The sequence below is a fragment of the Mesorhizobium sp. C089B genome, assembly GCF_030323125.1.
Taxonomy (GTDB): Bacteria; Pseudomonadota; Alphaproteobacteria; order Rhizobiales; family Rhizobiaceae; genus Mesorhizobium.
In genome coordinates, this window is record NZ_CP100469.1 from 855,362 (window position 1) to 876,400 (window position 21,039).

General features: G+C 63.4%; 19 protein-coding genes. 4 read left to right on the forward strand and 15 right to left on the reverse strand.

From position 1 onward, the window contains the following. Positions 1 to 59: 59 nt before the first annotated feature. From NLY44_RS04295 to NLY44_RS04310, 4 genes are all read right to left on the reverse strand, one after another. Positions 60 to 1,301 carry an O-antigen ligase family protein gene (locus NLY44_RS04295; RefSeq protein ID WP_023805114.1) on the reverse strand — a complete coding sequence of 414 codons (1,242 nt, stop codon included), beginning with the start codon at positions 1,299 to 1,301 and terminating at the stop codon, positions 60 to 62. After that, positions 1,298 to 2,833 carry an undecaprenyl-phosphate glucose phosphotransferase gene (locus NLY44_RS04300; protein ID WP_023669388.1) on the reverse strand — a complete coding sequence of 512 codons (1,536 nt, stop codon included), beginning with the start codon at positions 2,831 to 2,833 and terminating at the stop codon, positions 1,298 to 1,300. The genes NLY44_RS04295 and NLY44_RS04300 overlap by 4 nt, the downstream gene beginning before the upstream one ends. A gap of 85 nt (positions 2,834 to 2,918) precedes the next feature. Beyond that, the gene (locus tag NLY44_RS04305) at positions 2,919 to 4,049 is read right to left on the reverse strand and encodes a glycosyltransferase (RefSeq protein WP_023805115.1); all 1,131 of its coding nucleotides are present in this window, start codon (positions 4,047 to 4,049) and stop codon (positions 2,919 to 2,921) included. A gap of 7 nt (positions 4,050 to 4,056) precedes the next feature. After that, positions 4,057 to 4,620 carry a polysaccharide biosynthesis/export family protein gene (locus NLY44_RS04310; RefSeq protein WP_023669390.1) on the reverse strand — a complete coding sequence of 188 codons (564 nt, stop codon included), beginning with the start codon at positions 4,618 to 4,620 and terminating at the stop codon, positions 4,057 to 4,059. A 264-nt stretch (positions 4,621 to 4,884) separates the two neighbouring features. Here NLY44_RS04310 and NLY44_RS04315 point away from each other — a divergent pair, with 264 nt between their 5' ends. Further along, on the forward strand, positions 4,885 to 7,095 hold the full coding sequence (locus tag NLY44_RS04315) for a GumC family protein (RefSeq protein ID WP_023805116.1): 2,211 nt from the start codon (positions 4,885 to 4,887) through the stop codon (positions 7,093 to 7,095). Positions 7,096 to 7,193: 98 nt separating this feature from the next. Here the strand turns inward: NLY44_RS04315 and NLY44_RS04320 are convergent, their stop codons facing one another. The 6 genes from NLY44_RS04320 to NLY44_RS04345 form a co-directional block, all read right to left on the reverse strand. Beyond that, entirely contained in the window at positions 7,194 to 8,030 is an 837-nt protein-coding gene (locus NLY44_RS04320) for a GNAT family N-acetyltransferase (RefSeq protein ID WP_023669392.1), read from the reverse strand. 5 nt (positions 8,031 to 8,035) lie between these two features. Continuing rightward, the gene (locus NLY44_RS04325) at positions 8,036 to 8,782 is read right to left on the reverse strand and encodes an aspartate/glutamate racemase family protein (protein ID WP_023669393.1); all 747 of its coding nucleotides are present in this window, start codon (positions 8,780 to 8,782) and stop codon (positions 8,036 to 8,038) included. Between the two features lie 2 nt (positions 8,783 to 8,784). Beyond that, on the reverse strand, positions 8,785 to 9,603 hold the full coding sequence (locus NLY44_RS04330; protein ID WP_023669394.1) for an ABC transporter permease: 819 nt from the start codon (positions 9,601 to 9,603) through the stop codon (positions 8,785 to 8,787). A gap of 1 nt (position 9,604) precedes the next feature. Next, entirely contained in the window at positions 9,605 to 10,516 is a 912-nt protein-coding gene (locus NLY44_RS04335) for an ABC transporter permease (protein WP_023805117.1), read from the reverse strand. A 237-nt stretch (positions 10,517 to 10,753) separates the two neighbouring features. Continuing rightward, entirely contained in the window at positions 10,754 to 12,043 is a 1,290-nt protein-coding gene (locus NLY44_RS04340; RefSeq protein WP_023682324.1) for an ABC transporter substrate-binding protein, read from the reverse strand. A gap of 34 nt (positions 12,044 to 12,077) precedes the next feature. Beyond that, positions 12,078 to 13,166: an ABC transporter ATP-binding protein gene (locus NLY44_RS04345; RefSeq protein WP_023750744.1), complete on the reverse strand. Its 1,089-nt coding sequence runs from the start codon at positions 13,164 to 13,166 to the stop codon at positions 12,078 to 12,080. A 264-nt stretch (positions 13,167 to 13,430) separates the two neighbouring features. On the opposite strand from NLY44_RS04345, the gene NLY44_RS04350 reads away from it, so the two are divergent. Further along, on the forward strand, positions 13,431 to 14,141 hold the full coding sequence (locus tag NLY44_RS04350; RefSeq protein ID WP_023669398.1) for a GntR family transcriptional regulator: 711 nt from the start codon (positions 13,431 to 13,433) through the stop codon (positions 14,139 to 14,141). 3 nt (positions 14,142 to 14,144) lie between these two features. Here the strand turns inward: NLY44_RS04350 and NLY44_RS04355 are convergent, their stop codons facing one another. Continuing rightward, on the reverse strand, positions 14,145 to 15,374 hold the full coding sequence (locus NLY44_RS04355; protein ID WP_023805118.1) for a GNAT family N-acetyltransferase: 1,230 nt from the start codon (positions 15,372 to 15,374) through the stop codon (positions 14,145 to 14,147). A 91-nt stretch (positions 15,375 to 15,465) separates the two neighbouring features. Here NLY44_RS04355 and NLY44_RS04360 point away from each other — a divergent pair, with 91 nt between their 5' ends. After that, positions 15,466 to 16,524 carry a polysaccharide deacetylase family protein gene (locus tag NLY44_RS04360; RefSeq protein ID WP_023805119.1) on the forward strand — a complete coding sequence of 353 codons (1,059 nt, stop codon included), beginning with the start codon at positions 15,466 to 15,468 and terminating at the stop codon, positions 16,522 to 16,524. Positions 16,525 to 16,539: 15 nt separating this feature from the next. Here NLY44_RS04360 and NLY44_RS04365 read toward each other — a convergent pair whose 3' ends face one another. Then, positions 16,540 to 16,755, reverse strand: a complete 216-nt coding sequence (locus tag NLY44_RS04365; RefSeq protein ID WP_023669401.1) for a DUF2842 domain-containing protein — start codon at positions 16,753 to 16,755, stop codon at positions 16,540 to 16,542. Positions 16,756 to 16,907: 152 nt separating this feature from the next. On the opposite strand from NLY44_RS04365, the gene NLY44_RS04370 reads away from it, so the two are divergent. Beyond that, positions 16,908 to 18,098 carry a COX15/CtaA family protein gene (locus tag NLY44_RS04370; RefSeq protein ID WP_023805120.1) on the forward strand — a complete coding sequence of 397 codons (1,191 nt, stop codon included), beginning with the start codon at positions 16,908 to 16,910 and terminating at the stop codon, positions 18,096 to 18,098. Here the strand turns inward: NLY44_RS04370 and NLY44_RS04375 are convergent. The 3 genes from NLY44_RS04375 to speB form a co-directional block, all read right to left on the reverse strand. Continuing rightward, positions 18,088 to 18,927 (reverse strand): aminoglycoside phosphotransferase family protein, encoded by an 840-nt coding sequence (locus NLY44_RS04375; protein WP_023805121.1) that lies wholly within the window; start codon positions 18,925 to 18,927, stop codon positions 18,088 to 18,090. The two genes, NLY44_RS04370 and NLY44_RS04375, sit on opposite strands and share 11 nt — an antisense overlap. Before the next feature lie 61 nt (positions 18,928 to 18,988). Beyond that, on the reverse strand, positions 18,989 to 19,915 hold the full coding sequence (argC, locus tag NLY44_RS04380; protein WP_023743592.1) for an N-acetyl-gamma-glutamyl-phosphate reductase: 927 nt from the start codon (positions 19,913 to 19,915) through the stop codon (positions 18,989 to 18,991). A 29-nt stretch (positions 19,916 to 19,944) separates the two neighbouring features. Then, positions 19,945 to 20,946 (reverse strand): agmatinase, encoded by a 1,002-nt coding sequence (gene speB, locus NLY44_RS04385; RefSeq protein WP_023669405.1) that lies wholly within the window; start codon positions 20,944 to 20,946, stop codon positions 19,945 to 19,947. Between the last annotated feature and the right edge of the window lie 93 nt (positions 20,947 to 21,039).

Consider the following 21,039-nt stretch of genomic DNA (forward strand, 5'->3'; position numbering starts at 1 on the left):
GTCGGTCGCAATTCGTTCCGAAGGCGAAGTCATCCGAACTCGGCGGCTTTCCCATCGGTTTAGCTTGCCGCCACCGCCCGCAACCCGCGCTGATGCCTGTATTCCAGCGCGATCGCGCCCCAGATCAGGCCGAGCAGCAGGTAGACATGGCGCCAGTGGTCGATGTCGATGAAGGTGCCGAGCCCGATATTGCCGATGAAAGCGACGTAGGCGCAGAGCAGATAGGGCTGCCATGGCCGGTCGCGCAAAAGGATGCGGAAGCCGGCGGCGATCGTCCACAGCGTCAGCGACAGGAACGAGACGAAGCCGAGCCAGCCATAATCCATCAGCGTCTTCAGCCAGATGTCGTGCGTGTCTTCGCCGAAAATGGTGCCGAATACCAGCGGGCCGATGCCGAGCGGACGTTCGAGCGCCATCTCGAAGCCGATCGTGTAGCGGGCGAAGCGGCCAAGGCGCGCCGTGTCGTAGCTCTGTTCGAGCTGGGCGCGGCTGGAAAACATCTCGCCGACGCCGGGCAGCTGCAGGATGACGATCATGGCGACCACCAGCAGGGTGACGGCGGCAATGGTCATGATGATGACGCGCAGCCGGAACTTGCCGCTGTTGCTTTGCAGGAACAGGGCGCCGGTGAGCAGGATGGCCGAGACGGCGAACATGCCCCAGGCGCCGCGCGAGAACGAAAAGAAGATGCCGGCGGTGATGATCAGCAGCGGCACCGCCAGAAGCGGCATGCGCGCGATCGAGCCGGTCAACAGCAGATAGAGCAGATAGATGCCGGGCAGCACCAGGAATGGTCCGAACACGTTCGGATCCTGGAAGGCGCCCTGGGCGCGGTCGTATCTGGTGAAGATTTCAGCGCCCGGGAAAGCGTGGAAATAGCCGGCAATGCCGAGCAGCGAGGTCACCACCGCGGAGACGACATAGGCGATGAAGATCAGCCGGTAGAGGCCGGGCTGCACCGCCGTCACCGACGAGAAGAACACCGCGGTGAACGCGAGAAACAGCGAGACGGCGAGATAGAGCGGTGTGTTGGCGAGATCGGCCATCTGCGTCATGGCAATCATGCCGCCGATGTTCATCGTGATCAGCAGCACGAGCAGCGGCACGGCGGCGCGCGATATGCGCAGGCCAAACAGCACCCACACCCCGATCAGCCCGAGCATGAAAAGATCGTAGGGCGCCGGTTCGTCGATGACGAAGCCTGACAGGAAGACGCCGAAAAACACCGCGCCCGAGGATATCAGCGCGATCAGCTTGGCATTGACCGCAGCCTTCGGCACATCATGGGAAATCGCGCTCAATAGGCGTTTTCCGTGTTGAGCAGCCGCAGCGGCGTCATGAGCAGGATGCGCAGATCGAACAGCATCGACCAGTTCTCGATGTAATAGAGGTCGTATTCCGTGCGCATGCGGATCTTCTCATTGGTGTCCATCTCGCCGCGCCAGCCATTGATCTGCGCCCAGCCGGTGACGCCGGGCTTGACCTTGTGGCGGGCGAAATAGCCGTCGACCACCTCGTTGTAGAGAAGGTTGTGCGACTGCGCGGCAATCGCATGCGGGCGCGGACCGACCAGTGACAGCGTGCCGAACAGCGAGTTGAAGAACTGCGGCAGCTCGTCGATCGAGCTCTTGCGGATGAAGCGGCCGACGCGGGTGACGCGCGGATCGTTCTTGGTCACCGTCTGCTTGGCGGTCGGGTCCGAGCGGTCGGTATACATGGAGCGGAATTTGTAGACTTCGACGATCTCGTTGTTGAAGCCGTGCCGCTTCTGCTTGAACAGCACCGGACCCTTGCTGTCGAGCTTGATGGCGATGGCCGTCGCCAGCATCACCGGGGAAAACAGGATGATGCCGATCAGCGAGAAGACGATGTCGAAGGCGCGCTTGGCGACCGAATCCCAGTCGTTGATCGGCCTGTCGAAGATATCGAGCATCGGCACCGAGCCGATGTAGGAATAGGCGCGCGGGCGAAACTGCAAAGCGTTCGAATGCGCCGAGAGCCGGATGTCGACCGGCAGCACCCAGAGCTTCTTCAGCAGCTGCAGCACGCGCGTTTCGGCAGTCAGCGGCAGCGACACGATCAGCATGTCGATGCGCGCGATGCGAGCGAATTCCATCAGCTCCGAAATGGTGCCGAGCTTGGGATAGCCGGCCACGATCGGCGGCGAGCGCTTGTCGCCGCGGTCATCGAAGATGCCGCAGATACGGATGTCGTTGTCTGGCTGCTTCTCGACCGAGCGGATCAGCATCTCGGCCGCCTTGCCGCCGCCGACGATGACGGCGCGGCGTTCCATGCGGCCGTTGCGCGCCCAGCGCCGGATCAGCTTCGACATCACCAGCCTGAGGCCGAACAGCAGAAGCAGGCCGACGACAAACCAGGTGCCGAACAGCAGACGCGAATAATCCTCCGACATTTTCATGATGAAGGCCGTCAGCGCCATCAGCGCGAAGGTGCCGGCCCAGACCATCAGCACGCGGCCGAGATTGGAGATCGGTCGCATCAAGGCGGAGATCTGGTAGCAATCGCTGACGTCGAGCAGCACCACGGCCACGAATGACGCCGCGGCAATGGTCAGCGGATATTGCCAGGCGAGATAGTTGAAGAAGCCGACAAAGTGGAAGTAGAGCGCGAGCCCCGACAGGAACAGCAAGCCGAATTCGCCGATGCGCAATACGCCGCTGACCATGACCGGCGACATCGTATCGCGCCGGTATTGCGAGGCGACCTGGCGGGCAACACTGTTCATGCCGCCGGGCGTGGGGCTCTCGGCAGGACTGTCGAATTTGCGCACCGCATCGGCCGAAAAGCGGCGCGTGGGGTCGGTCTCGTTCATCGGGTTTCCCACAAGCTTCCGCGATGACGATAGCAGAAAGAGAGCTAAAAAAACCTTGAGACAACTTGTGGTTTTGGACGGTCGTCTATCTGTTGAGCGCGGCGAAATAGGCCTTTTCGATTTCGGCGGCCATCACATCGGCGCCGAATCGCGCCTTGAGGCTGGCGGTATCGGGCATGACGCGCCGGTAGGCGTCGAGATCGCGCAGCGCTTCACCCACCTTGTCGCCGAGTTGGCGCGGATCGGGACGGATCAGGGCAGGGGATCCCTCACCGAAGATTTCGGGAATGCCGCCGACGGCCGTGGCGATCATCGGCCTGCCTGCGGCCAGCGTCTCCAGCACGATATAGGGCATGGCTTCCGCGCGCGACGGCACAACCACGAGGTCGGCCAGTGCAAAGGCCTCCCTGGCTGGCATAGGCGGCAAGAAGCGGACCTGTTTTTCGAGGCCCAGCCGTTTCACCTGCGCATGGTAGCGCGGCAGGTCGTCGCCATCGCCGACCATGACCGCGGTCAAGCGGCGCTCAAGCTGGGACCCGGCCAGCACCAGCGCGTCGATGAAAATGTCAGGCCCTTTGAGGTCGCGCATCATGCCGATGTAGAGCAGGTCGGCTGCGTCGGGCTGTGTGACCACCGGCTCGAATTCGGCGGCGCGCAGGCCGTTATAGACCAGCGTGTTCGGGATAGGCGGCTCGCCGACCTTCCTGCGATAGGTGCGCCGCTCATAGTCGGAGACGAACAGCAGGCAATCGGTGAAGCGCCCCATGAAGCGCTCCAGCGCGAAGAACAGCTTTCCGGTGGTCGTCGTTTCGTCATAGTGGAGGGAGCCGCCATGCGGCGAATAAAGGCGGGCTACGCGAGACCTTGATACCCGCAACAATGAGCCGAACAGACGGGCATAGGCGCCACCTTTGGCGCCGTGCCCGTGCAACACGTCCGGCCGCAATTCCTTGATGATTCGATAGGTACGCCAAGCGGAGGCGAGGTCGCCCGGTCCGACATGGCGCTGCATCGGCGTGCGATGGATACCGAGCGCCAGGCTGTCCTTCATCTGGTCGAACAGGCGTTCCTCGTATTGGCCGCCGGTGGTCGAATCGCAGACGATGCCGACGACATGTCCGGCGGCGAGCTGGGCCTCCGTCAGGTCGCGCACATGCCGGAAGATCCCGCCGACGGGTGAGCGAAAGCAGTGGACGATCCTGAGCTGGTCCGCCACGTTGATGTCAGAACAGGCGTTCGCGAACGTAGACCGTGTCGCCCGGCAGCAGCGGATCGGAGGTAACCACCCGGCCTGTCATCACCTTGCCGTTGATGTCGCGGGTGATGTCGACGCTTTCCTGGTTGGCGCGCGGCGAGAAACCGCCAGCAATCGCGATGGCCTTCTGCACGGTGAGGCCCGGCACGTAGGAATACTGGCCGGCGGCACCCACTTCGCCCATGACGAAGATCGGCCGGTAGCGATCGATCTCGACCGACACGTCGGGGTCGCGCAGATAGCCTTGGCGCAGTTTGTCGGCGAGCGCTTTTTCCAGCTGCTGGGCCGTGTGGCCGCGCGCCGGCACCGCGCCGACCAGCGGGAAGGACATGTAGCCGGACTGGTCGACACTGTAGGTGTTGGTCAGACCGTCCTGTTCGAACACCGTGACGCGGACACGGTCGCCGGCGCCGAGCCGATAGGGCTGGTCGAGTACCTCGTGGAAGGCCGCCGGCGTCGGCCGGTAGCTGGAGCAGCCGGCGAGCATCGACACGGCCAGCAGAGCGCGAAACAGACCAGCAGCGCTTTTCATGATCGGACACACACCTTCGTCGCTATGGCCGCCAGGACACGGCGGCAAACCTTAAGGATCTGGGTTCGTTATCATCCTGTTAGGGTTAATGGCCGGTAAAGGGACGCGGCCGATTTGGCGGCAATCGACAAAAAGCCGTATAGTTTTGCTGGCTTTGTTTACCGGATGTCAGCAAACCCTAACAGCTGCTTACCGCGATCTTAACGGCTGAGTTACCATAGTTGTTTACGCTACCATCTAGCCTCATGTCCGGAGCAGGAATGCATGTCCGACCAGTCCGCGGCCGCAGATGTCGATGTCGACCTGAGACAGCTCTTCGCCAGCCTGGCGCGGAACTGGCTGCGCATTCTTGTGATCACGCTTCTCGTCACTGGTCTCGCCTTCGCGTTCGCGTGGCTTGCCACGCCACATTATAAGGCCACGACGCAGCTGAAAATCCAGTTGAGCGAATCGGCCTATACGCGGCCTGCCGGCACCAATGAAGACGACAAACCTGTGCTCGATGCGGAAGGTGTAGCAACCGAGGTTCAGGTCATTTCCTCGTCCGACATTCTCAAGCAGGTGGCTGCCGACCTTAAGCTGGGCGACAAGCCCGAGTTCAACTATGCGCTCGGCATGTCGCCGGTCACCCGGCTCCTGGTCATTGCCGGGCTGAAGAGCGATCCGGAAGAAATTCCGCTCGAAGAGCGCGTGCTGACGAAGATGCGCGACAAGCTCAATGTTTATGGCGTGGAAAAGACCCGCGTCATCGCCGTCGAATTTTCCTCTGAAGATCCCCAGCTTGCCGCCGACATTCCGAACGCCATCGCCAAGGCCTACCTGGCCTATCAGGCGGACGCCAAGACCAAGTCGAACGCCGCCGCGACCGCCTTCCTCGGGCCGGAAATCGACGATCTGCAGAAGCAGGTCAGGGATGCAGAGGCCAAGGTCGCGGCCTTCCGTTCCGCCCAGTCGGACCTGTTGATGGGCGGCAACAATTCGGTGCTGGCGACACAGCAATTGTCCGAGCTATCGACCGAACTGTCGCGTGTGCGCGCCAGCCGCGCCTCGGCCGAGGCGACGGCCGAAAGGGTGCGCCAGGCTTTGCAGAATGGCGGTTCGCTGGACGCTGTACCCGAAGTGCTGTCTTCCGATCTGATCCAGCGGCTGCGTGAGCGTCAGATCGAGCTCAGAACCAACATCGCCGATCTTTCCACCACCTTGCTCGACAACCATCCCCGCCTGCGGGCGATGAGGTCGCAGCTTGCCGATCTCGACGGCCAGATCCGCAACGAAGCGCAAAAAATCATGCGCGGGTTGCTGACGCAGGCGCAGACCGCCCAGGCGCGCGAAAACCAGCTGATATCGGACGTCAACAAGCTGAAAGCGGCGTCGTCGCGGGCCGGCGAGGAGCAGGTCCAGCTGGATGCGCTGCAGCGCGAGGCGAACGTCCGGCGCCAGCAGCTTGAATCCTATATGGCGAGCTTCCGCGAAGTGTCCTCGCGCAAGAATTACCTGCCGGTCGATGCCACCGTGTTTTCCGAGGCGCGCGTGCCGTCGGAACCCTATTTCCCCAAGCTCGTGCCGATCGTCGGCGCCGCCTTAGTCGGCTCGCTGCTGCTGATGTCGGTCATCACGCTGCTGCAGGAGCTGTTTTCCGGCCGCGCCATGCGTCCGGCCCCAGGGGCGCGCTTCGAGCGTATCGAGCAGGTTGCGATGTCGGCAATGTCGGCGCCGGTCGTCCACCCGGAACCGGCTCCTGAGGTCGTGGAAGTGGACGATCAGCCGACGACCGTGGAGTCTGAACTGGTGCCAGAGCCCGAGCCGGCTCCTTCAGTGCTGGAAGGAGCAGCGGCTGCCGGTTCCGAACCGCAAGCCGAACCTGTCCGCTCCAGCCTTGGCGAGATCGATGTCGAGAAGGCGGCGGAAAAGCTGATCGCCAGCGGTGCTGCGCGCGCCATCTTCGTGTCGCCCGAAGGCGATGAGGCGGCTGCATCGGCAGTGCTGGTAGCGCGCGAAGTCTCCGACGCTGGCCTGCGCGTGCTGCTGCTCGATCTCACGGCGTCAGGTGCCGCCTCGCGGCCGATGCTGGACAGCGGACTTTTCCCCGGCATCACCAATCTGCTGGCTTCGGAAGCGCAGTTCAGCGACGTCATCCACGCCGACCTCTATTCGGACTGCCATGTCGTTCCCGTCGGCACCGCCGATCCGGTTCGCGCCATGCGCGCCGCCGACCGGCTGCCGATCATCATGCAGTCGCTGACCACCGCCTATGATCTGGTCATCGTCGAATGCGGACCGGCCGATGCGCAAGGCATCAGCCGACTGGTCGGCGACAGCACCGAGGTCTTCATGTCCATGCTGCAGGCGGACGATGAGGTGGCGCAGGCCGCCGTCGAGCTGATCGAAAGCGGCTATCCCGACCTCACTCTGGTGACGCCGATCGGCCACGAGACGCCGGGTAACCCCGTGCCGGGACGACGTAGCGCCGCCTGAGACATCAGACAATTCGACTTAGGCGGCGCTACTACGGATCGGCTCGTCCATCGCCCGCCGGCTCCCGAAAAACCAAGCCTGTCAGTCGGCGCCGGGATCTACCCCAACTCCAGGGTCGTCACGCCAAATATTCGGCGCGAGTCGACCTTCGGAGGCGGGCCCTTGTACATGCGCGTGGTGGTGAAGGTCGGCCTGAAACCAATTGCTGAAAGCGCCGTGGTGAAATCGAAATTTTCGGCAGGAACGTCGATATGCAGGTCGCCACCTTCGCATGCGGCAGCCAGACTGCCCATGAGCTGCATCGCCGTCTCGGTGTCGTCGGCAAACAGCGGGCCGATCTTGTAACCCGAACGGCAGGGACGAGCCACGGCGTAGCCTATGGTGCCGAGTGAACTGATCGCGGCGAACCCGCAATGCGGCGGCTGCGCCCAGCGGTGCAGGAAGGCTCGTCGAGGCGCGGGGAAACAGCGGGCGTCATAGACGATGATGTCGGGCACGAGTTGCGTGGTTATCATGCGCACCCCTTCGCTTCGGACGGGCGGGGTCGCGATACGGCCGCTGAAGCGGATGGTTTCGTACGCCGAGCTGAATCCCGTGCGGCGATAATTCGCCAGCTGCGCGGCGACCCCGTCGAGGCCGACCGTTCGGCCGGCCAGCCTGGCCATGCCCGCATTCCAGACTGCTTTGCCATGGCCTTTGCCGCGCATGTCTGGTCGGCAGATGTAGAGACCGATGAAACCGAAGTTGCCGCCATAGGCGACAGCCGAGATGGCGGCGGTCATCTCGTTGTCGACAAAAGCGCCGATGAACCCTTCAGGATCGGTTGGCCGGAACGCCGCGGCATCGTCAAGGCCAGGGTTCCAGCCTTCAGCCGCCGCCCAGTCGATGAGAACGGTCAGTTCCGGCGGAGACAATGCGCGGACGGTAGGCTTCATAGCGTTCACTCCGCGGCGACCACCCCCGGCGAGAAGGATTTCAGCACGCCGCGATAGGGCTTGGCCAGCGGACTGGCATAGGAGCCGCGCTTCGAGGTCGACAGGCCCAATGCGATCAGCGCCTCGGCCTGTTTGAGGGCGGCGCCGACGCCGTCGATGACGGGCAGGTCGAACTCTTGCTGCAACCGGTGTGCCAGGTCGGCCATGCCGGCGCAGCCGAGCACGATGGCCTCGGCGCGGTCTTCCGCTATGGCGCGGGCGATCTCGGCGCGCAGTTTCTCGACAGCGCCGGAAGCAGCGTCTTCAAGCGAGAGTACGGGAATGTCGGCGGCGCGCACGCGGGCACGCCCGGCCATGCCATAGCGCTGCACCAGCCCCTCGACAGGGACACGCGAGCGTTCGGTGGTCGTCACCACTGTGAAGCGCTGGGCAATGTAGGAGGCGACACTGAGTGCGGCCTCGCAGATGCCGATGACCGGAATGGAGGCCATGGCGCGTGCCGCATCCAGGCCGGTATCGTCGAAGCAGGCGATGATGGCGGCCTGAGCCCCGGCACGTTCGCCGGCGGCGATCTCCATCAAAAGGCCGGGCACGGCCAATGCCTCGTCATAATAGCCCTCGATCGAGGCCGGGCCCATCGAGGAGGTGACCGCGATCACCTCGGTCCCGGCGCCGGCAACGCCGCGCGCCGCCGCCGCGATCGTCTCGGTCATGCTCGCCGTCGTGTTGGGGTTCACCACCAGTATCTGCACAATCAAACCCTGGCCCGCCTGCGGCCAACATAGAGGATGGCGCCCAGTGTGGCCAGGATCACCAGGAAGGAGAACACGGTGGTCACCGTGCCCAGCGCGTAGAGCACCGGCGTCGTGACATTGGTGGTCATGCCGTAGATCTCGAGCGGCAGCGTGTTGAAGGTGCCCGACGTCATCAGCGTGCGGGCGAACTCGTCATAGGACAGCGTGAAGCCGAACAGGCCGACGCCGATCAGGCTCGGCGCGATCATCGGCAGCACGACATGGGCGAAGGTCTGCCAGGAGTTGGCGCCCAGGTCACGCGCGGCTTCCTCATAGGCGGGCGAGAAGCGGTTGAAGACGGCGAACATGATGAGCACGCCGAAGGGCAAGGTCCAGGTCAGGTGCGCGCCGAAGGCCGATGTGTACCAGGCTGGGCGGAAGCCGACCTGCTGGAAGACGACGCCGATGCCGAGCGAAATGATGATCGAGGGTACTACGAGGCTGGCGACCGCCAGGTAGAACAAAGCGGTGGCGCCACGAAATTTTTGCCGGAAAGCGAGCCCTGCCAGCAGCGACACGACGACGGTGACGATCATCACCATAAGGCCGAGCACGAGCGAGCGCTTGAAGCTGCCGCCGAAATCGCCGACCGCCTGGCGCTCGAACAGATTGGCGAACCAGTGCAGCGACACGCCATTGAGCGGGAAGGTGAGGCCGCCGGTCTCGCCTTGGAAAGAAAGGATCAGGATCGCCGACAGCGGGCCGTAGAGGAACAGCACGAACAGAGTGAAGAAGACCGCAAGCACATAGAATTCGAGGGTGCGTTTTTCGTGGCTCACCTCAAAGCTCCTTGCGGATGTCGACGATGCGCAGGATGCCCGCGACCATCAACAGTACCAACACCAGCAACACTACGGCATTGGCGGCGGCTGCGGGATACTGCAGCAGCGACATCTGGTTCTTCATCATCAGTGCGACCGACGCGCTCTGGCCGCCCGACATCACCTGCACAGTGGAGAAATCGGCCATCACCAGCGTGACGACGAAGATGGTGCCGATCGCCATGCCGGGCTTGGCCAGCGGGATGACGACGTTCCACAAGATCTGCCAGCCGGACGCGCCGGCATCGCGCGCGGCCTCGACCAGCGAGCGGTCGATGCGCATCAACGTGTTGAAGATCGGCGTTACCATGAACAGCGTGTAGAGATGCACCATGGCCAGCACCACGGCGAATTCCGAATAGAGCAGCCATTCGATGGGTTTTGGCACCAGCCCCAATTGCACCAGCGTCGAGTTGATCAACCCGTTGCGGCCAAGCACCGGGATCCACGAGATCATGCGGATGATGTTGGAGGTCAGGAACGGCACCGTGCAGACAAGGAACAGCACCATCTGCATGGCGGTGGTGCGGATATGGAAGGCGAGGAAATAGGCGACCCAGAAGCCGATGAACAAGGTCAGAGCCCAGACGATGGCAGCGAATTTGATGGTGTTGAGATAGGTCTTCCAGGTGACCCATGATCCCAGCACGTCGGAATAGTTCGTCGTCAGGAAATCCGGATACATGGCGGCGAAGTCATAATCCCAGAAGGAGACGACGACGATCATGATGATTGGCAAGAGCAGGAACGCACCGAGGATGAGCGCCAGCGGCGCCGATTGCAAATAGGGCGTGACGGCGCCAAGGGAGACGCGGCGGCGTCTGGCGGGCTTGGCTGCTGCGATGGCGGGGCGTTCGAGCGCGACTGTCATTGGGAAAATCCTCCGCGTGATCGCGATGACTTGCGATCCTTCGCGCCCCCCTCTGTCCTGCCGGACATCTCCCCCACGAGCGGGGAGATCGAACTCTCATAACGGCCTTCGCCAAACTCCAACGTTGCTAACGAAGAGCCGGCCATGACGCTGCCAATCTCCCCCCAAGTGGGGGAGATGTCCGGCAGGACAGAGGGGGGCGCGAAGGATCGCAACATCACAGTGAACGCGTCCGCTCTACGCCGCGATGAATTCGTTCCAGCGCTTCACCATGTAGCGGTCCTCGTCCATGACCGAGTTCCAGCAGGCGACTTTGCCCATACGCTCTTCGAACGAGCCGCCGTCGCGCACGGCGCCGGCCTTTTCCATGACGGTGCCGTCCGGCGCCTTGATCTCGCCCTTGGCCGGCTTGCCTTCGATCCAGTAGCCCCATTCGTCCTCGGACATGAACTTCTTGGCCGAGACCATATTGGCGGAATAGTAGCCCTGGCGGTTGAGATAGCCGCCGACCCAGCCCGACGTATACCAGTTGATGTATTCGTAGGCGGCGTCGAGCTCGGCGCCCTTGAGATGGGCGGCAAGGCCAAGGCCGCCGCCCCATGACCGGTAGCCTTCCTTGAGCGGCTGGAAGCGGCAGGCGATGCCCTTGGAGCGCACGGCAGCGACGGCCGGCGACCACATCGACTGGATGACCACTTCGCCCGATGCCATCAGATTGACGCTCTCGTCGAACGACTTCCAGAAGGCGCGGAACTGGCCGGCCTGCTTGGCCTTGATGAGGAAGTCGATCGTCTTGTCGATCTCTTCCTTGGTCATGTTGCCCTTGTCGGCATATTTGATGCTGCCTGTGGCCTCCATGATCATGGCCGCATCCATGATGCCGATGGACGGGATGTTAAGGATCGCGGTCTTGCCCTTGAAGGCCGGGTCCATGATGTCGGCCCAGGTGGTGATGTCGCGGCCGACGAGGTCGGGCCGGATGCCTAGCGTATCGGCGTTGTAGATCGTCGGCACCATGGTGAACCACTTGGTCGGCGCCTTGGCGAAGGTCTTTGAGTCCTGCGCTTCGACATAGCCGACCGTGTGCGGCGCGGTGCCCTGGGCAATGATGCTGTCGGGCGTCAGCTTGCCGGTTTTGAACAACGGCACCAGTTCGTCGTAGTATTTCAGCTTGCTGACATCCATCGGCTGCAGCACGCCGCTCGGGAACACCTTCTTGCAGATCCAGTATTCGATGTCGGCGATGTCATAGCTGTCGGGCTGGGTCACGGCGCGCTGGGCGGCCGCGTCCGAATCGGTCGCCGTCATTTCCAGCGTGATGCCGAGGTCGGCCTTGCACTTGTCGGCGATCGCGTTCAGGTTCGACACGCCGGTGCCGAACTGGCGCAGCGTGATGTTGGACTGCGCCCAGATGGTCGGGAAGCCTGTAATGGCGCCCGAGCCTGCTGCGAGGCCGACGGCGGCCGCACCTGTCTTGAGCAACGAACGGCGCGAAATTCCGGTCTTTGTTTCTACTGTTTTTGTCATTCCTATTCCCCTGTTTTGTTTTGCTTCGTTGAATTCATGAATGAAGGCGGCCGAGGACGATGGCGTCCTCGGAATCCCAGGCGAGCGGTACGGCGTCGCCAAGGGCGACGGGTTTGGCGAAGAAGTCGGAATCGTCGATGATAACGGTGAAATCGTCGATGCCGCCGCCGGTGACCGACAGCTTCACCGTGGCGCCGCGATATTCGATGTTGGAGACGATGCCGGTGAAGCCGAGGCCGGGAGAGGGTGCTTCGCCGATGCGCACATGGTCGGTGCGGATGGCGATGTCGATCGGCGTGCCCACCTCCTGGCCTTGCCCGCGGGCGGCGAGCGAGGCGCCACCATTGACGTCGAAGACGACCATGCCGCCACGCTCGCCGGTGACCCGGCCGGAGATGACATTGTGGTCGCCCATGAAGCGCGCGACAAAGGCCGTGGCCGGCCGCTCGAATACATCGCGCGGCGGTGCCGCCTGTTCGATGCGGCCGTCATTCATCACCACGATCAGGTCCGCCAAGGCCATGGCCTCTTCCTGGCTGTGGGTGACGTGGACGAAAGTGATGCCAAGCGAGGTCTGCAATTTCTTCAGCTCGGCGCGCATGCGTATCTTCAGGAACGGGTCGAGTGCCGACAGCGGCTCGTCGAGCAGCAGCGCCTCGGGATCGGTGATCAGAGCGCGGGCGAGTGCAACACGCTGCTGCTGGCCGCCGGAAAGCTGCGCCGGCCGGCGCGTCGCATAGGCCTCCATCTGCATCAGCTTGAGCATGTCGAGCGCCTTGGCACGGCGCTGCTCCTTGTCGACGCCCTTCATCTTCAGGCTGAAGGCGACATTGTCGACAAGGTCGAGATGCGGAAACAGCGCATAGGACTGGAACATCATCGCCGTGCCACGCTTTGCCGGCGGCAGGTCGGTGACGACAATGTTGCCGAGGCGGACATCGCCCGACGAAATGCTTTCGTGGCCGGCGATCATGCGCAGCGTCGAGGTCTTGCCGCAGCCGGAGGGGCCAAGCAGGCAGCAATAGGTGCCTGCCGGTATTTTCAGGCTGATGGCCTCGACGGCAGTCGTCGTTCCGTACACTTTCGAAACGGACACGATGTCGATCTCGGCGGCTTTGGACATTCAGGCTTCCCCGTTTGGTCGCATTAACCAATGCATTATGCGTGCCAATCGGCGGCAATCGGCCCAAGCGTTTGAATCGTCAGCAAAATCGGGGTTCTTGCCCACTGCCTAGCCGGTAGGCTATCTTGTGCATTGCACAAATTATGGGCGATTGTGCGCGATCTGCGCAAGAATCGTATGCAATCTTTTTTGGCTTGGTGTCCACTTTGCCTCTCGTGCGCAGGCGACGAGTTGCGCTAGAAGAGGCTGGGAACCATCATCGCCATGAACATTGCCGATCAGATCCATTCCGCCGACAGCGCCAACCAGGATCGCGCCCAGGCGATCCGCGACAATCTGCGGGACGCCATCGTCGACCGTCGGCTGACGCCCGGCACCAAGCTGTCGGAAGGCGAGGTCGGCACGCTGTTCGACGTCTCGCGCACCGTCGCGCGCGCGGCGCTGCAGATGCTGTCCTTCGAGGGGCTGGTGCGTACCGAGCGCAACCGTGGCGCCTTCGTCGCCAACCCTTCGCCCGAGGAAGCGCGCCAGGTGTTCGCATCGCGCCGGCTGATCGAGCCGGGCATAGCCATTGCCGCCTGTGGGCGGGTCACAGCCACCGATATCGCTGCGTTCCGCGCGCAGCTCGACGAGGAAGGCCGCTTCATCGCCGAGCGCGGCCCAACCGCGCGGCGCTCCGAAATCAAGGCATCAGGCGATTTCCACCTGCTGCTCGCCTCCGTCGCCGGCAATGCCATCCTGCAGCGCTTCATGGAGGAGCTGGTGGCGCGTTCGTCGCTGGTGATCGCCCTTTACGGACGATCCGGCGTGTCGGCCTGCGGACACAGTGAGCACACGGAAATGGTCGGCGCGCTGGAAAGCGGCGATTGCGGGTTGGTGAGCCGGCTGATGCTGCACCATATCGACCACATCGAGGCAGATCTCGACCTGCGGGTCAGGGCCGGCCCGGCGCTCCGCGAAGCGCTGAATTTCTGATGGCTAGTTTTCGTCGTCCGCTGGAGCGGGCGCTGCCTGTCCGACGGCCTTGCGGCGCAGCATCTTGGTCAGCTTCCAGACCGTCGGGTTGTTCTTGATGAAGGCTTTCGCACGTGCGCCCTGCCGCAGCGCCGACGCCAGGGCGCGTCCCTTCAGCGTCAGGGGCGCCAGCACCTCGAAATGCCTGGTCTCGATATCGCACCAGAGCCGCTTGTAGGGCTCGTCGCCGACCGAGAAATCATAGACATCGAAGCCTGTTTGGCAGGCTTCCTCGATGATGTCGAAGAAAAGGAAATCGCCGGGGCTGGTGTGGCCGAGATCGTCCTCGGCGATGGCGCCGAATTCGCAGATCAGGCGTTTGCCCGAGCGGCTCGAGCCGGTGATTGCGCGCAGCTTGCCGGCCACTTCGAGCCCATGCAGCACAAAGGCCGGTTTCTCCTCGGCCAGCGCGCCGGCGAAGAGGGCACGGAAGAAAGCCCGCACCTCCGGCTCGCCGAAGACATTGGCGATGCCCATCTTGGCGAAGCGGAACTCCTTCATCTCGAAGAAAGCGTCGAGCAGCCGGTTCACGTCTTCCGGTGTCTGCGCCTCGATGCGGCGATGAACGCCGACCGCCTCGAACTTGCGTGTCTGCGAACGGTGCTTCTTGCGCTTGCGCTTGCCGCCCACACGCGACAGCAGCGCATCGAAACCACCGTCGAGATTGACGGCGAGCGACAGGTTTGGGCTCGGAAAGTTGGAGAACGCCGCCAGCGGATTGGCAACGCCATCGAGTTCGGGCAGAAGCCTTTCCAAGGCAACGAGATCGATGTCGGGACGCGCCTTGCCGATCGCCGTCACCAGCCTGCGGATCCCCTTAGCATCGGCCTTTGCCAGCCATGCCGGATCGGCGGCGGCGAAATTGCCGTTGGCATGGCGCCCGCCCATGAAGCGGGCGACGCGGAATGGACCAGTTCGCGTGATTTCCAGTGCCAGTGCAAAGACCGGCCTGTCCTCGATTTTGAGCGTGGCGACGACTGCATCGGGATTGGCCTGCGCCGTCCAGGCACGAACCCAGGACGCGCTTTGCGCCGGCGCAAACAGCGCCGAACGGCAGAATTCGCCGTAAGAGGCGAGCGCGGCAGCATCTGCGATCGACACCGACAGACTGGTCTGGTCGGCAGCCGGCGTGCGCGCAGACGCCTTGCTTGCGGCGAGCCGATTGCCGTCAAATGACGCGGTGGCGTCAACCATACCTCAATCCTTAAGGCGTATTCGTCGCGATCAGGAGTTCGCGTCGGCGCGTTCCGTGCTTGGATCGAGCCTAGGCGCAAAAGGTGAATGAATGATCGACGGTGGTGAGGCAGTTCGGAAACTGGCGCTTAATATCGCCCGCTTTACCGGCCTTGCACCGCTGGCCAAGCCGTTCGTCGGCGGCATTGGCGCCATCCTCATGTTGCATCGGGTCACCGCCACGCCGGAGAAGCCGGACGGCGTCAACCGCCACCTCAACATCGCCCCGCGATTCCTCGACGCTCTCGTCGCCGACATGAAGTCGAGGGGCTATGCCTTCGTCACCCTTGACGAGGCGATCGAGCGCATCAAGGCCGGCGGCAAGGACGGCCAGTTCGCCACCATCACCGCCGACGACGCCTATCGCGACAACATGACCGAAGCGCTGCCAGTGCTGGAAAAGCACGACGCGCCGATCACCATCTATGTCGCGCCGGGTCTGATCGACGGCAGCGCCGATTTATGGTGGGACGTGGTCGAGGATATCGTCAACGCGCGGGAGCGTTTGACGCTGGCGACGCCGAAGGGGCCGGTGACCATAGACTGCTCGACCCACGGCAAGAAACTCCACGCCAATGCGCGTCTGCATGCCTATCTGACGCTCGAGGTGCGCGAGGAGGATCAGCGCGCCGTGCTGCGCGATCTGGCGCACTCGAACGGCATCGACCTCGATGGCTTGCGCCCAAGCACGCTGATGACTTGGGACGATATCCGCGCCGTGGCCGGGCACAGGCTGGTGACGATCGGCGCGCATACGGTCAACCACCGCAATCTGAAGCGGCTCGACGAAGCCGATGCGCGCCATGAAATCGTCGACGTCAGGCGCCAGCTGCAGGCGCAGCTCGGCGAAGACCCCCGTCATCTCGCTTACCCCTATGGTTACGCCAGCGCTGTCGGCTGCCGCGAAGTGGGCTTTGCCCGCGACGCCGGCTACGCCTCGGCGGTGACCACTCGCCACGGCGTGCTGCACGCCGAGCACGCCGGCTTCCTGCACGCGCTGCCGCGCATTTCGATCAACGGCCGCTACCAGAGCGTCGCCCATGTCCGCACGATGTTGTCGGGCGTGACGACGCCGCTGGCCAATGCCGGCAAAATGGTCGTCACCATCTAACCTGGGTCGGGCGCTTCAGCCTTTCGGCGGCGGCTCCAGGATCAGCCATTTGATGATGCCCATCGCCGGCAGCACCCAGAACAGGCCGCTGAACAGGAAGAACAGGAAGTGCACCAGCGGGCTGGATTGCGACAGCTGCGCGACCGCTATGATCGACGCGACCAGCGCATAGATGATGACCAGCGCCACCAGCAGGAAGGTTCCGATCAGCTTTTTCAGGCGGATGGGCATGAGGCGTTCTCGTTGATCGCCTTCGCTTAGGCCCAACCGCGCGCCTGTGCAACCCGGGAGATGCGGCGCGACGGCGTGCCGCGCCGTCCGGTCTTGTCAGCCGGGTTGCGATGGTTCACCAATCCGCCACGTCAACCTGCCGGGACCAACCCATGGCCGCAATATCAGCCGCCGCGCCTTACATTGACCGCGATCGCGACTTGAAGAATCGGGCGCTGGTGCGCGGCTGGCTCTATGTCGTGCTTCTGGTGCTGTTTGCGCTGGTGCTGGTCGGCGGCGCCACCAGGCTCACCAATTCCGGCCTGTCGATCACGCAGTGGAAGCCGATCCACGGTGTGATACCGCCGCTCAATGACGCGGAGTGGCAGGAGGAATTCCAGCGTTATCAAAAGATTCCGCAATATGCCGAGCTCAACAAGGGCATGAGCCTGGACGCCTTCAAATCGATCTTCTGGTGGGAGTGGGCGCACCGTATCCTGGCGCGCAGTGTCGGCCTGGTCTTCGGCCTGCCGCTGCTGGTCTTGTGGGCGACGCGCCGCATCGAGCGCGGCCTTGGGCCAAAGCTGGTCGGTATTCTGCTGCTTGGTGGCCTTCAAGGCGCCATCGGCTGGTGGATGGTGGCCTCCGGCCTGATCGACCGGGTCTCCGTCAGCCAGTACCGCCTGGCCACGCATTTGACGCTTGCCGCCCTGATCTTCACCGCCACCATGGTGGTCGCGCGCGGGCTGGCGCCGCATTCGGAGCCTGCCGCCGGCCGGCCGACACAAAGGCTGGCCGGCTTCATCGTGCTGCTGGTGCTGGTCCAGATCTATCTCGGCGGCCTGGTCGCAGGGCTCGACGCCGGCCTGAGCTACAACACCTGGCCGCTGATGGACGGCAAGGTGATCCCGTCAGATTTGCTTCTGCTCGAGCCGGCCTGGCGCAACTTGTTCGAGAACCCGAAGACAGTGCAGTTCGTCCACCGACTGGGCGCCTACACGGTCTTTGCCGTCGGGCTCTGGCACATGATCGCGACACGCCGGCGTTTACCAGGCACGACACACGCACGCCGCGCGACGCTGCTGTTTCTGCTGGTGCTGGTCCAGGCCTCGATCGGCATCGGCACGCTGCTGATGCAGGTGCCGCTGCACATGGCGCTGACCCATCAGGCCTTCGCGCTTGTCCTGCTGGGATTTGCCGCCGCCCACTGGCGCGGCAACAAGGGCGCCTATCCACTGCCAACGCGGCCGCCCATGAACGCAGGTACATCGTCTACGGTGTTTCTTGGCCGTCGCAATAATCTATTTCGCGAACGAACTGCCTCGCCACGTCTAACGCGCGAGGCTGCGCCGGTCAGAAGCTGAGCCGCACCTTTCGGATCACTCCCGCAACCGACAGCTCGCGGTTCTCGTCGACCGCATTCTCGTCCTCATGATGCCATGCGGCCGACAGGCAGCCATAGGCGATGGCATGGTCGAGAATGGCAGCCGGCGTCTGGCCGAGTGTCCTGGCGAAGATCTCGGCCATATGCGCGATGCGCTCGGGATCGAGGCAGAGGTCGTCGCGCCCCAGTGGGTTGTAGAACAGATTGGCGGCGTCGAAGCCGGGATCGCCGAGCACGCCCTTCGGGTCGATCGCCAGCCAGCCGCGCGCACCGCGCAAAATGTTGTCGTGATGCAGGTCGCCATGCAGCGGCTTGACCGCATGCGGGGCATCGAGCAGCCGGTCCGCGATTTCGGCGGCCTCGATATAGAGGCTGTGCTCTCCGGCGTCGCGATCGGCTCCGGCCTTTTTGAACAGGCTGGCAAACCGTGTCCGCAGCGGCTGCAGGTCCGGCGGGGCAGGGTGTCTTGAGGGCGAGAACAGTCTCCCCATCAACTCGGCCGCGATTGCGGTCGCGGCGTTGTCGCCTTCTTTGGCCAGAACGTCGGAAAGCAGGGTGTCGCCGGCATATTCGAGCAGCATGCGGTGGCCGTCCCGGCCAAGCAGCCGCACCGCGCCTTCGCCGCGCCGCCATGCGAGATAGTGCTCGCCGCGCAACTCGTCCTCGACATCGTCGAATGGTTTGAGCGCCTTGACGATGGCCGGCGAGCCGTCCTCACGCCGCACCTTCCAGATGCGGCTCGAAAACGTCTCCGCAATGAGCTCGGGCGCGCTGATCTTCCAGCGCTTTGGAAATGCAGGCGCGTCCATTCAGAGCGTGATGCCGAAAAGTGTTAAGCGGTTTTCGGGCAACATGCTCTCTCCAACTGAATTAAAGGCCGAGCATCAGATCCATGTTCTGAACGGCAGCACCCGAGGCGCCCTTTCCGAGATTGTCATAGACCGCAATCAGCAGCGCCTGCGCCCTGTCGTCATTGGCAAAGACATAGACCTTCATGCGGTTGGTGCCGTTATAGACCTCGGGATTGATCTCGGGCAGGCGCTCCACGTGCTCGTAAGGAGCTACCTCGACCACGCCGCCCTTGATGGCGGCAAAATGGTCGGCGATTGCCGCGTGCAGTTCGGCGCCGGCCGGCACATGGTCGAGCCCGCCGAGCTGCAGCGGCACCACTGTGATCATGCCTTGGGCGAAATTGCCGACCGCCGGCTGCATGATCGGATCGTGCGACAGCTTCGCATAGGTGCGCAGCTCCGGCACATGCTTGTGCTGCAGGGTCAGCCCATAGACCTGGAATTCAGAGGCATCCTCGCCCTTGGCGACATAGTCCTCGATCATCGGCCGGCCGCCGCCCGAATAGCCCGAAATGCCATTGACCGTGATCGGGAAATCCGCCGGCAGCAGACCGGCAGCGACCAGCGGCCGCAGCGTCGCGATCGGCCCTTGCGGCCAGCAGCCGGGATTGGCGACGCGTTTCGCATTGGCGATGATCTTGGCCTGATCCTTGTCCAGCTCGGCAAAACCGTATTCCCAGCCCTCGGCGACGCGATGCGCCGTGGAGGCGTCGATCACCTTGGTGGTGTCGTTGGCAATCAGCGACACGCTTTCCTTGGCAGCCGCATCCGGCAGGCACAGGATGGCGACATCGGCTGCATTGAGGAACTCGGCGCGCGCCGCCGTTTCCTTGCGGCGCTCGGCCGGGATCGAGATGATCTCGAGGTCGCCGCGCTCGGCCAGCAGCGCCCGGATCTGCAGGCCGGTGGTGCCGTGTTCGCCATCGATGAAGATTTTCGGTTTCATGTGCCCGTCAATTCCCTGCTAATTCAGGCCTATATGCCCTGGCCATGGTTTGCCGCGCCATGGTTGCCGCTGTTCAGCTCTTCCGCCCGCGCTTTTCGCTCGGCCACCAGGCCGAGATAGTGCATGGCCACCATCGAGCCGGCGATCGCCGTTATATCGGCGTGATCATAGGCCGGCGCAACCTCGACGACGTCGGCGCCGACAATATCGACCTGGCCGAGCTGGCGCAGCGTCGACAGGATTTTCGCCGAGGACGGTCCGCCGGCAACCGGCGTGCCGGTGCCGGGCGCAAAGGCCGGGTCGAGGCAGTCGATGTCGAAGGTGAGATAGGTCTTCCTGCCGCCGGTGCGGTCGACGATCGCATAGGCGATGTCGGAAGCCCGCATCTCCTCGATCTCGTGACCGTAAAGGATCTTGATGCCGAACGTATCGGGGGCATGCGTGCGGATGCCGATCTGGATCGAGCGGTCGGGGTCGATGATGCCTTCATTGACGGCGCGGCCGACGAACGAACCATGGTCGATGCGCTTGCCATCGTCAGGCCAGGTGTCCTGGTGCGCATCGAACTGCACCAGCGCCAGCGGCCCGTGGATGGCGGCATGTGCCTTGAGCAGCGGCCAGGTGACGAAATGATCGCCGCCGAGCGACAACAGGAAGGCACCCGATTTCAGGATCTTCGCCGCCTCGCGCTCGATCGTGCCTGGTGTCTTCTGGTGATTGCCCGAATCGAGCAGGCAATCGCCATAGTCGATGACGGCGAGATGCTCGAACAGGTCGCGCGAGAACGGATATTGCGGGTCGTTGTCGAGGATCGCCGAGGCGCGGCGGATCGCCTGCGGCCCGAAGCGCGCGCCCGGCCGGTTGGTGACGGCGGCATCGAACGGAATGCCCCACACGACGGCGTCCGCGCCCTTTGCATCCTTGGTGTATTTGCGCCGCATGAACGACAGCGCGCCGGCATAGGTCGGCTCGAAGGAAGGCCCCGTCTTGGAGCGGGCGGTGAACGCGTTGTCGATGGTCTGGTTCGCCATTACGGGTCCTTCTTTGTTCATCGGGCTGCCACAACTACAGAACCGGCACGCAAGATGCCAGTCACAGCTTGGCGAAGGACTTGTATCGCCAAG

Bases quoted from the DNA above. Each gene is read 5' to 3' on its own strand.
- NLY44_RS04300 (WP_023669388.1), bottom strand. From the start codon at position 2,833: ATGAACGAGACCGACCCCACGCGCCGCTTTTCGGCCGATGCGGTGCGC.
- NLY44_RS04310 (WP_023669390.1), bottom strand. From the start codon at position 4,620: ATGAAAAGCGCTGCTGGTCTGTTTCGCGCTCTGCTGGCCGTGTCGATG.
- NLY44_RS04315 (WP_023805116.1), top strand. From the start codon at position 4,885: ATGTCCGACCAGTCCGCGGCCGCAGATGTCGATGTCGACCTGAGACAG.
- NLY44_RS04320 (WP_023669392.1), bottom strand. From the start codon at position 8,030: ATGAAGCCTACCGTCCGCGCATTGTCTCCGCCGGAACTGACCGTTCTC.
- NLY44_RS04335 (WP_023805117.1), bottom strand. From the start codon at position 10,516: ATGACAGTCGCGCTCGAACGCCCCGCCATCGCAGCAGCCAAGCCCGCC.
- NLY44_RS04340 (WP_023682324.1), bottom strand. From the start codon at position 12,043: ATGACAAAAACAGTAGAAACAAAGACCGGAATTTCGCGCCGTTCGTTG.
- NLY44_RS04345 (WP_023750744.1), bottom strand. From the start codon at position 13,166: ATGTCCAAAGCCGCCGAGATCGACATCGTGTCCGTTTCGAAAGTGTAC.
- NLY44_RS04350 (WP_023669398.1), top strand. From the start codon at position 13,431: ATGAACATTGCCGATCAGATCCATTCCGCCGACAGCGCCAACCAGGAT.
- NLY44_RS04355 (WP_023805118.1), bottom strand. From the start codon at position 15,374: ATGGTTGACGCCACCGCGTCATTTGACGGCAATCGGCTCGCCGCAAGC.
- NLY44_RS04360 (WP_023805119.1), top strand. From the start codon at position 15,466: ATGATCGACGGTGGTGAGGCAGTTCGGAAACTGGCGCTTAATATCGCC.
- NLY44_RS04365 (WP_023669401.1), bottom strand. From the start codon at position 16,755: ATGCCCATCCGCCTGAAAAAGCTGATCGGAACCTTCCTGCTGGTGGCG.
- NLY44_RS04370 (WP_023805120.1), top strand. From the start codon at position 16,908: ATGGCCGCAATATCAGCCGCCGCGCCTTACATTGACCGCGATCGCGAC.
- NLY44_RS04375 (WP_023805121.1), bottom strand. From the start codon at position 18,927: ATGGACGCGCCTGCATTTCCAAAGCGCTGGAAGATCAGCGCGCCCGAG.
- argC (WP_023743592.1), bottom strand. From the start codon at position 19,915: ATGAAACCGAAAATCTTCATCGATGGCGAACACGGCACCACCGGCCTG.
- speB (WP_023669405.1), bottom strand. From the start codon at position 20,946: ATGGCGAACCAGACCATCGACAACGCGTTCACCGCCCGCTCCAAGACG.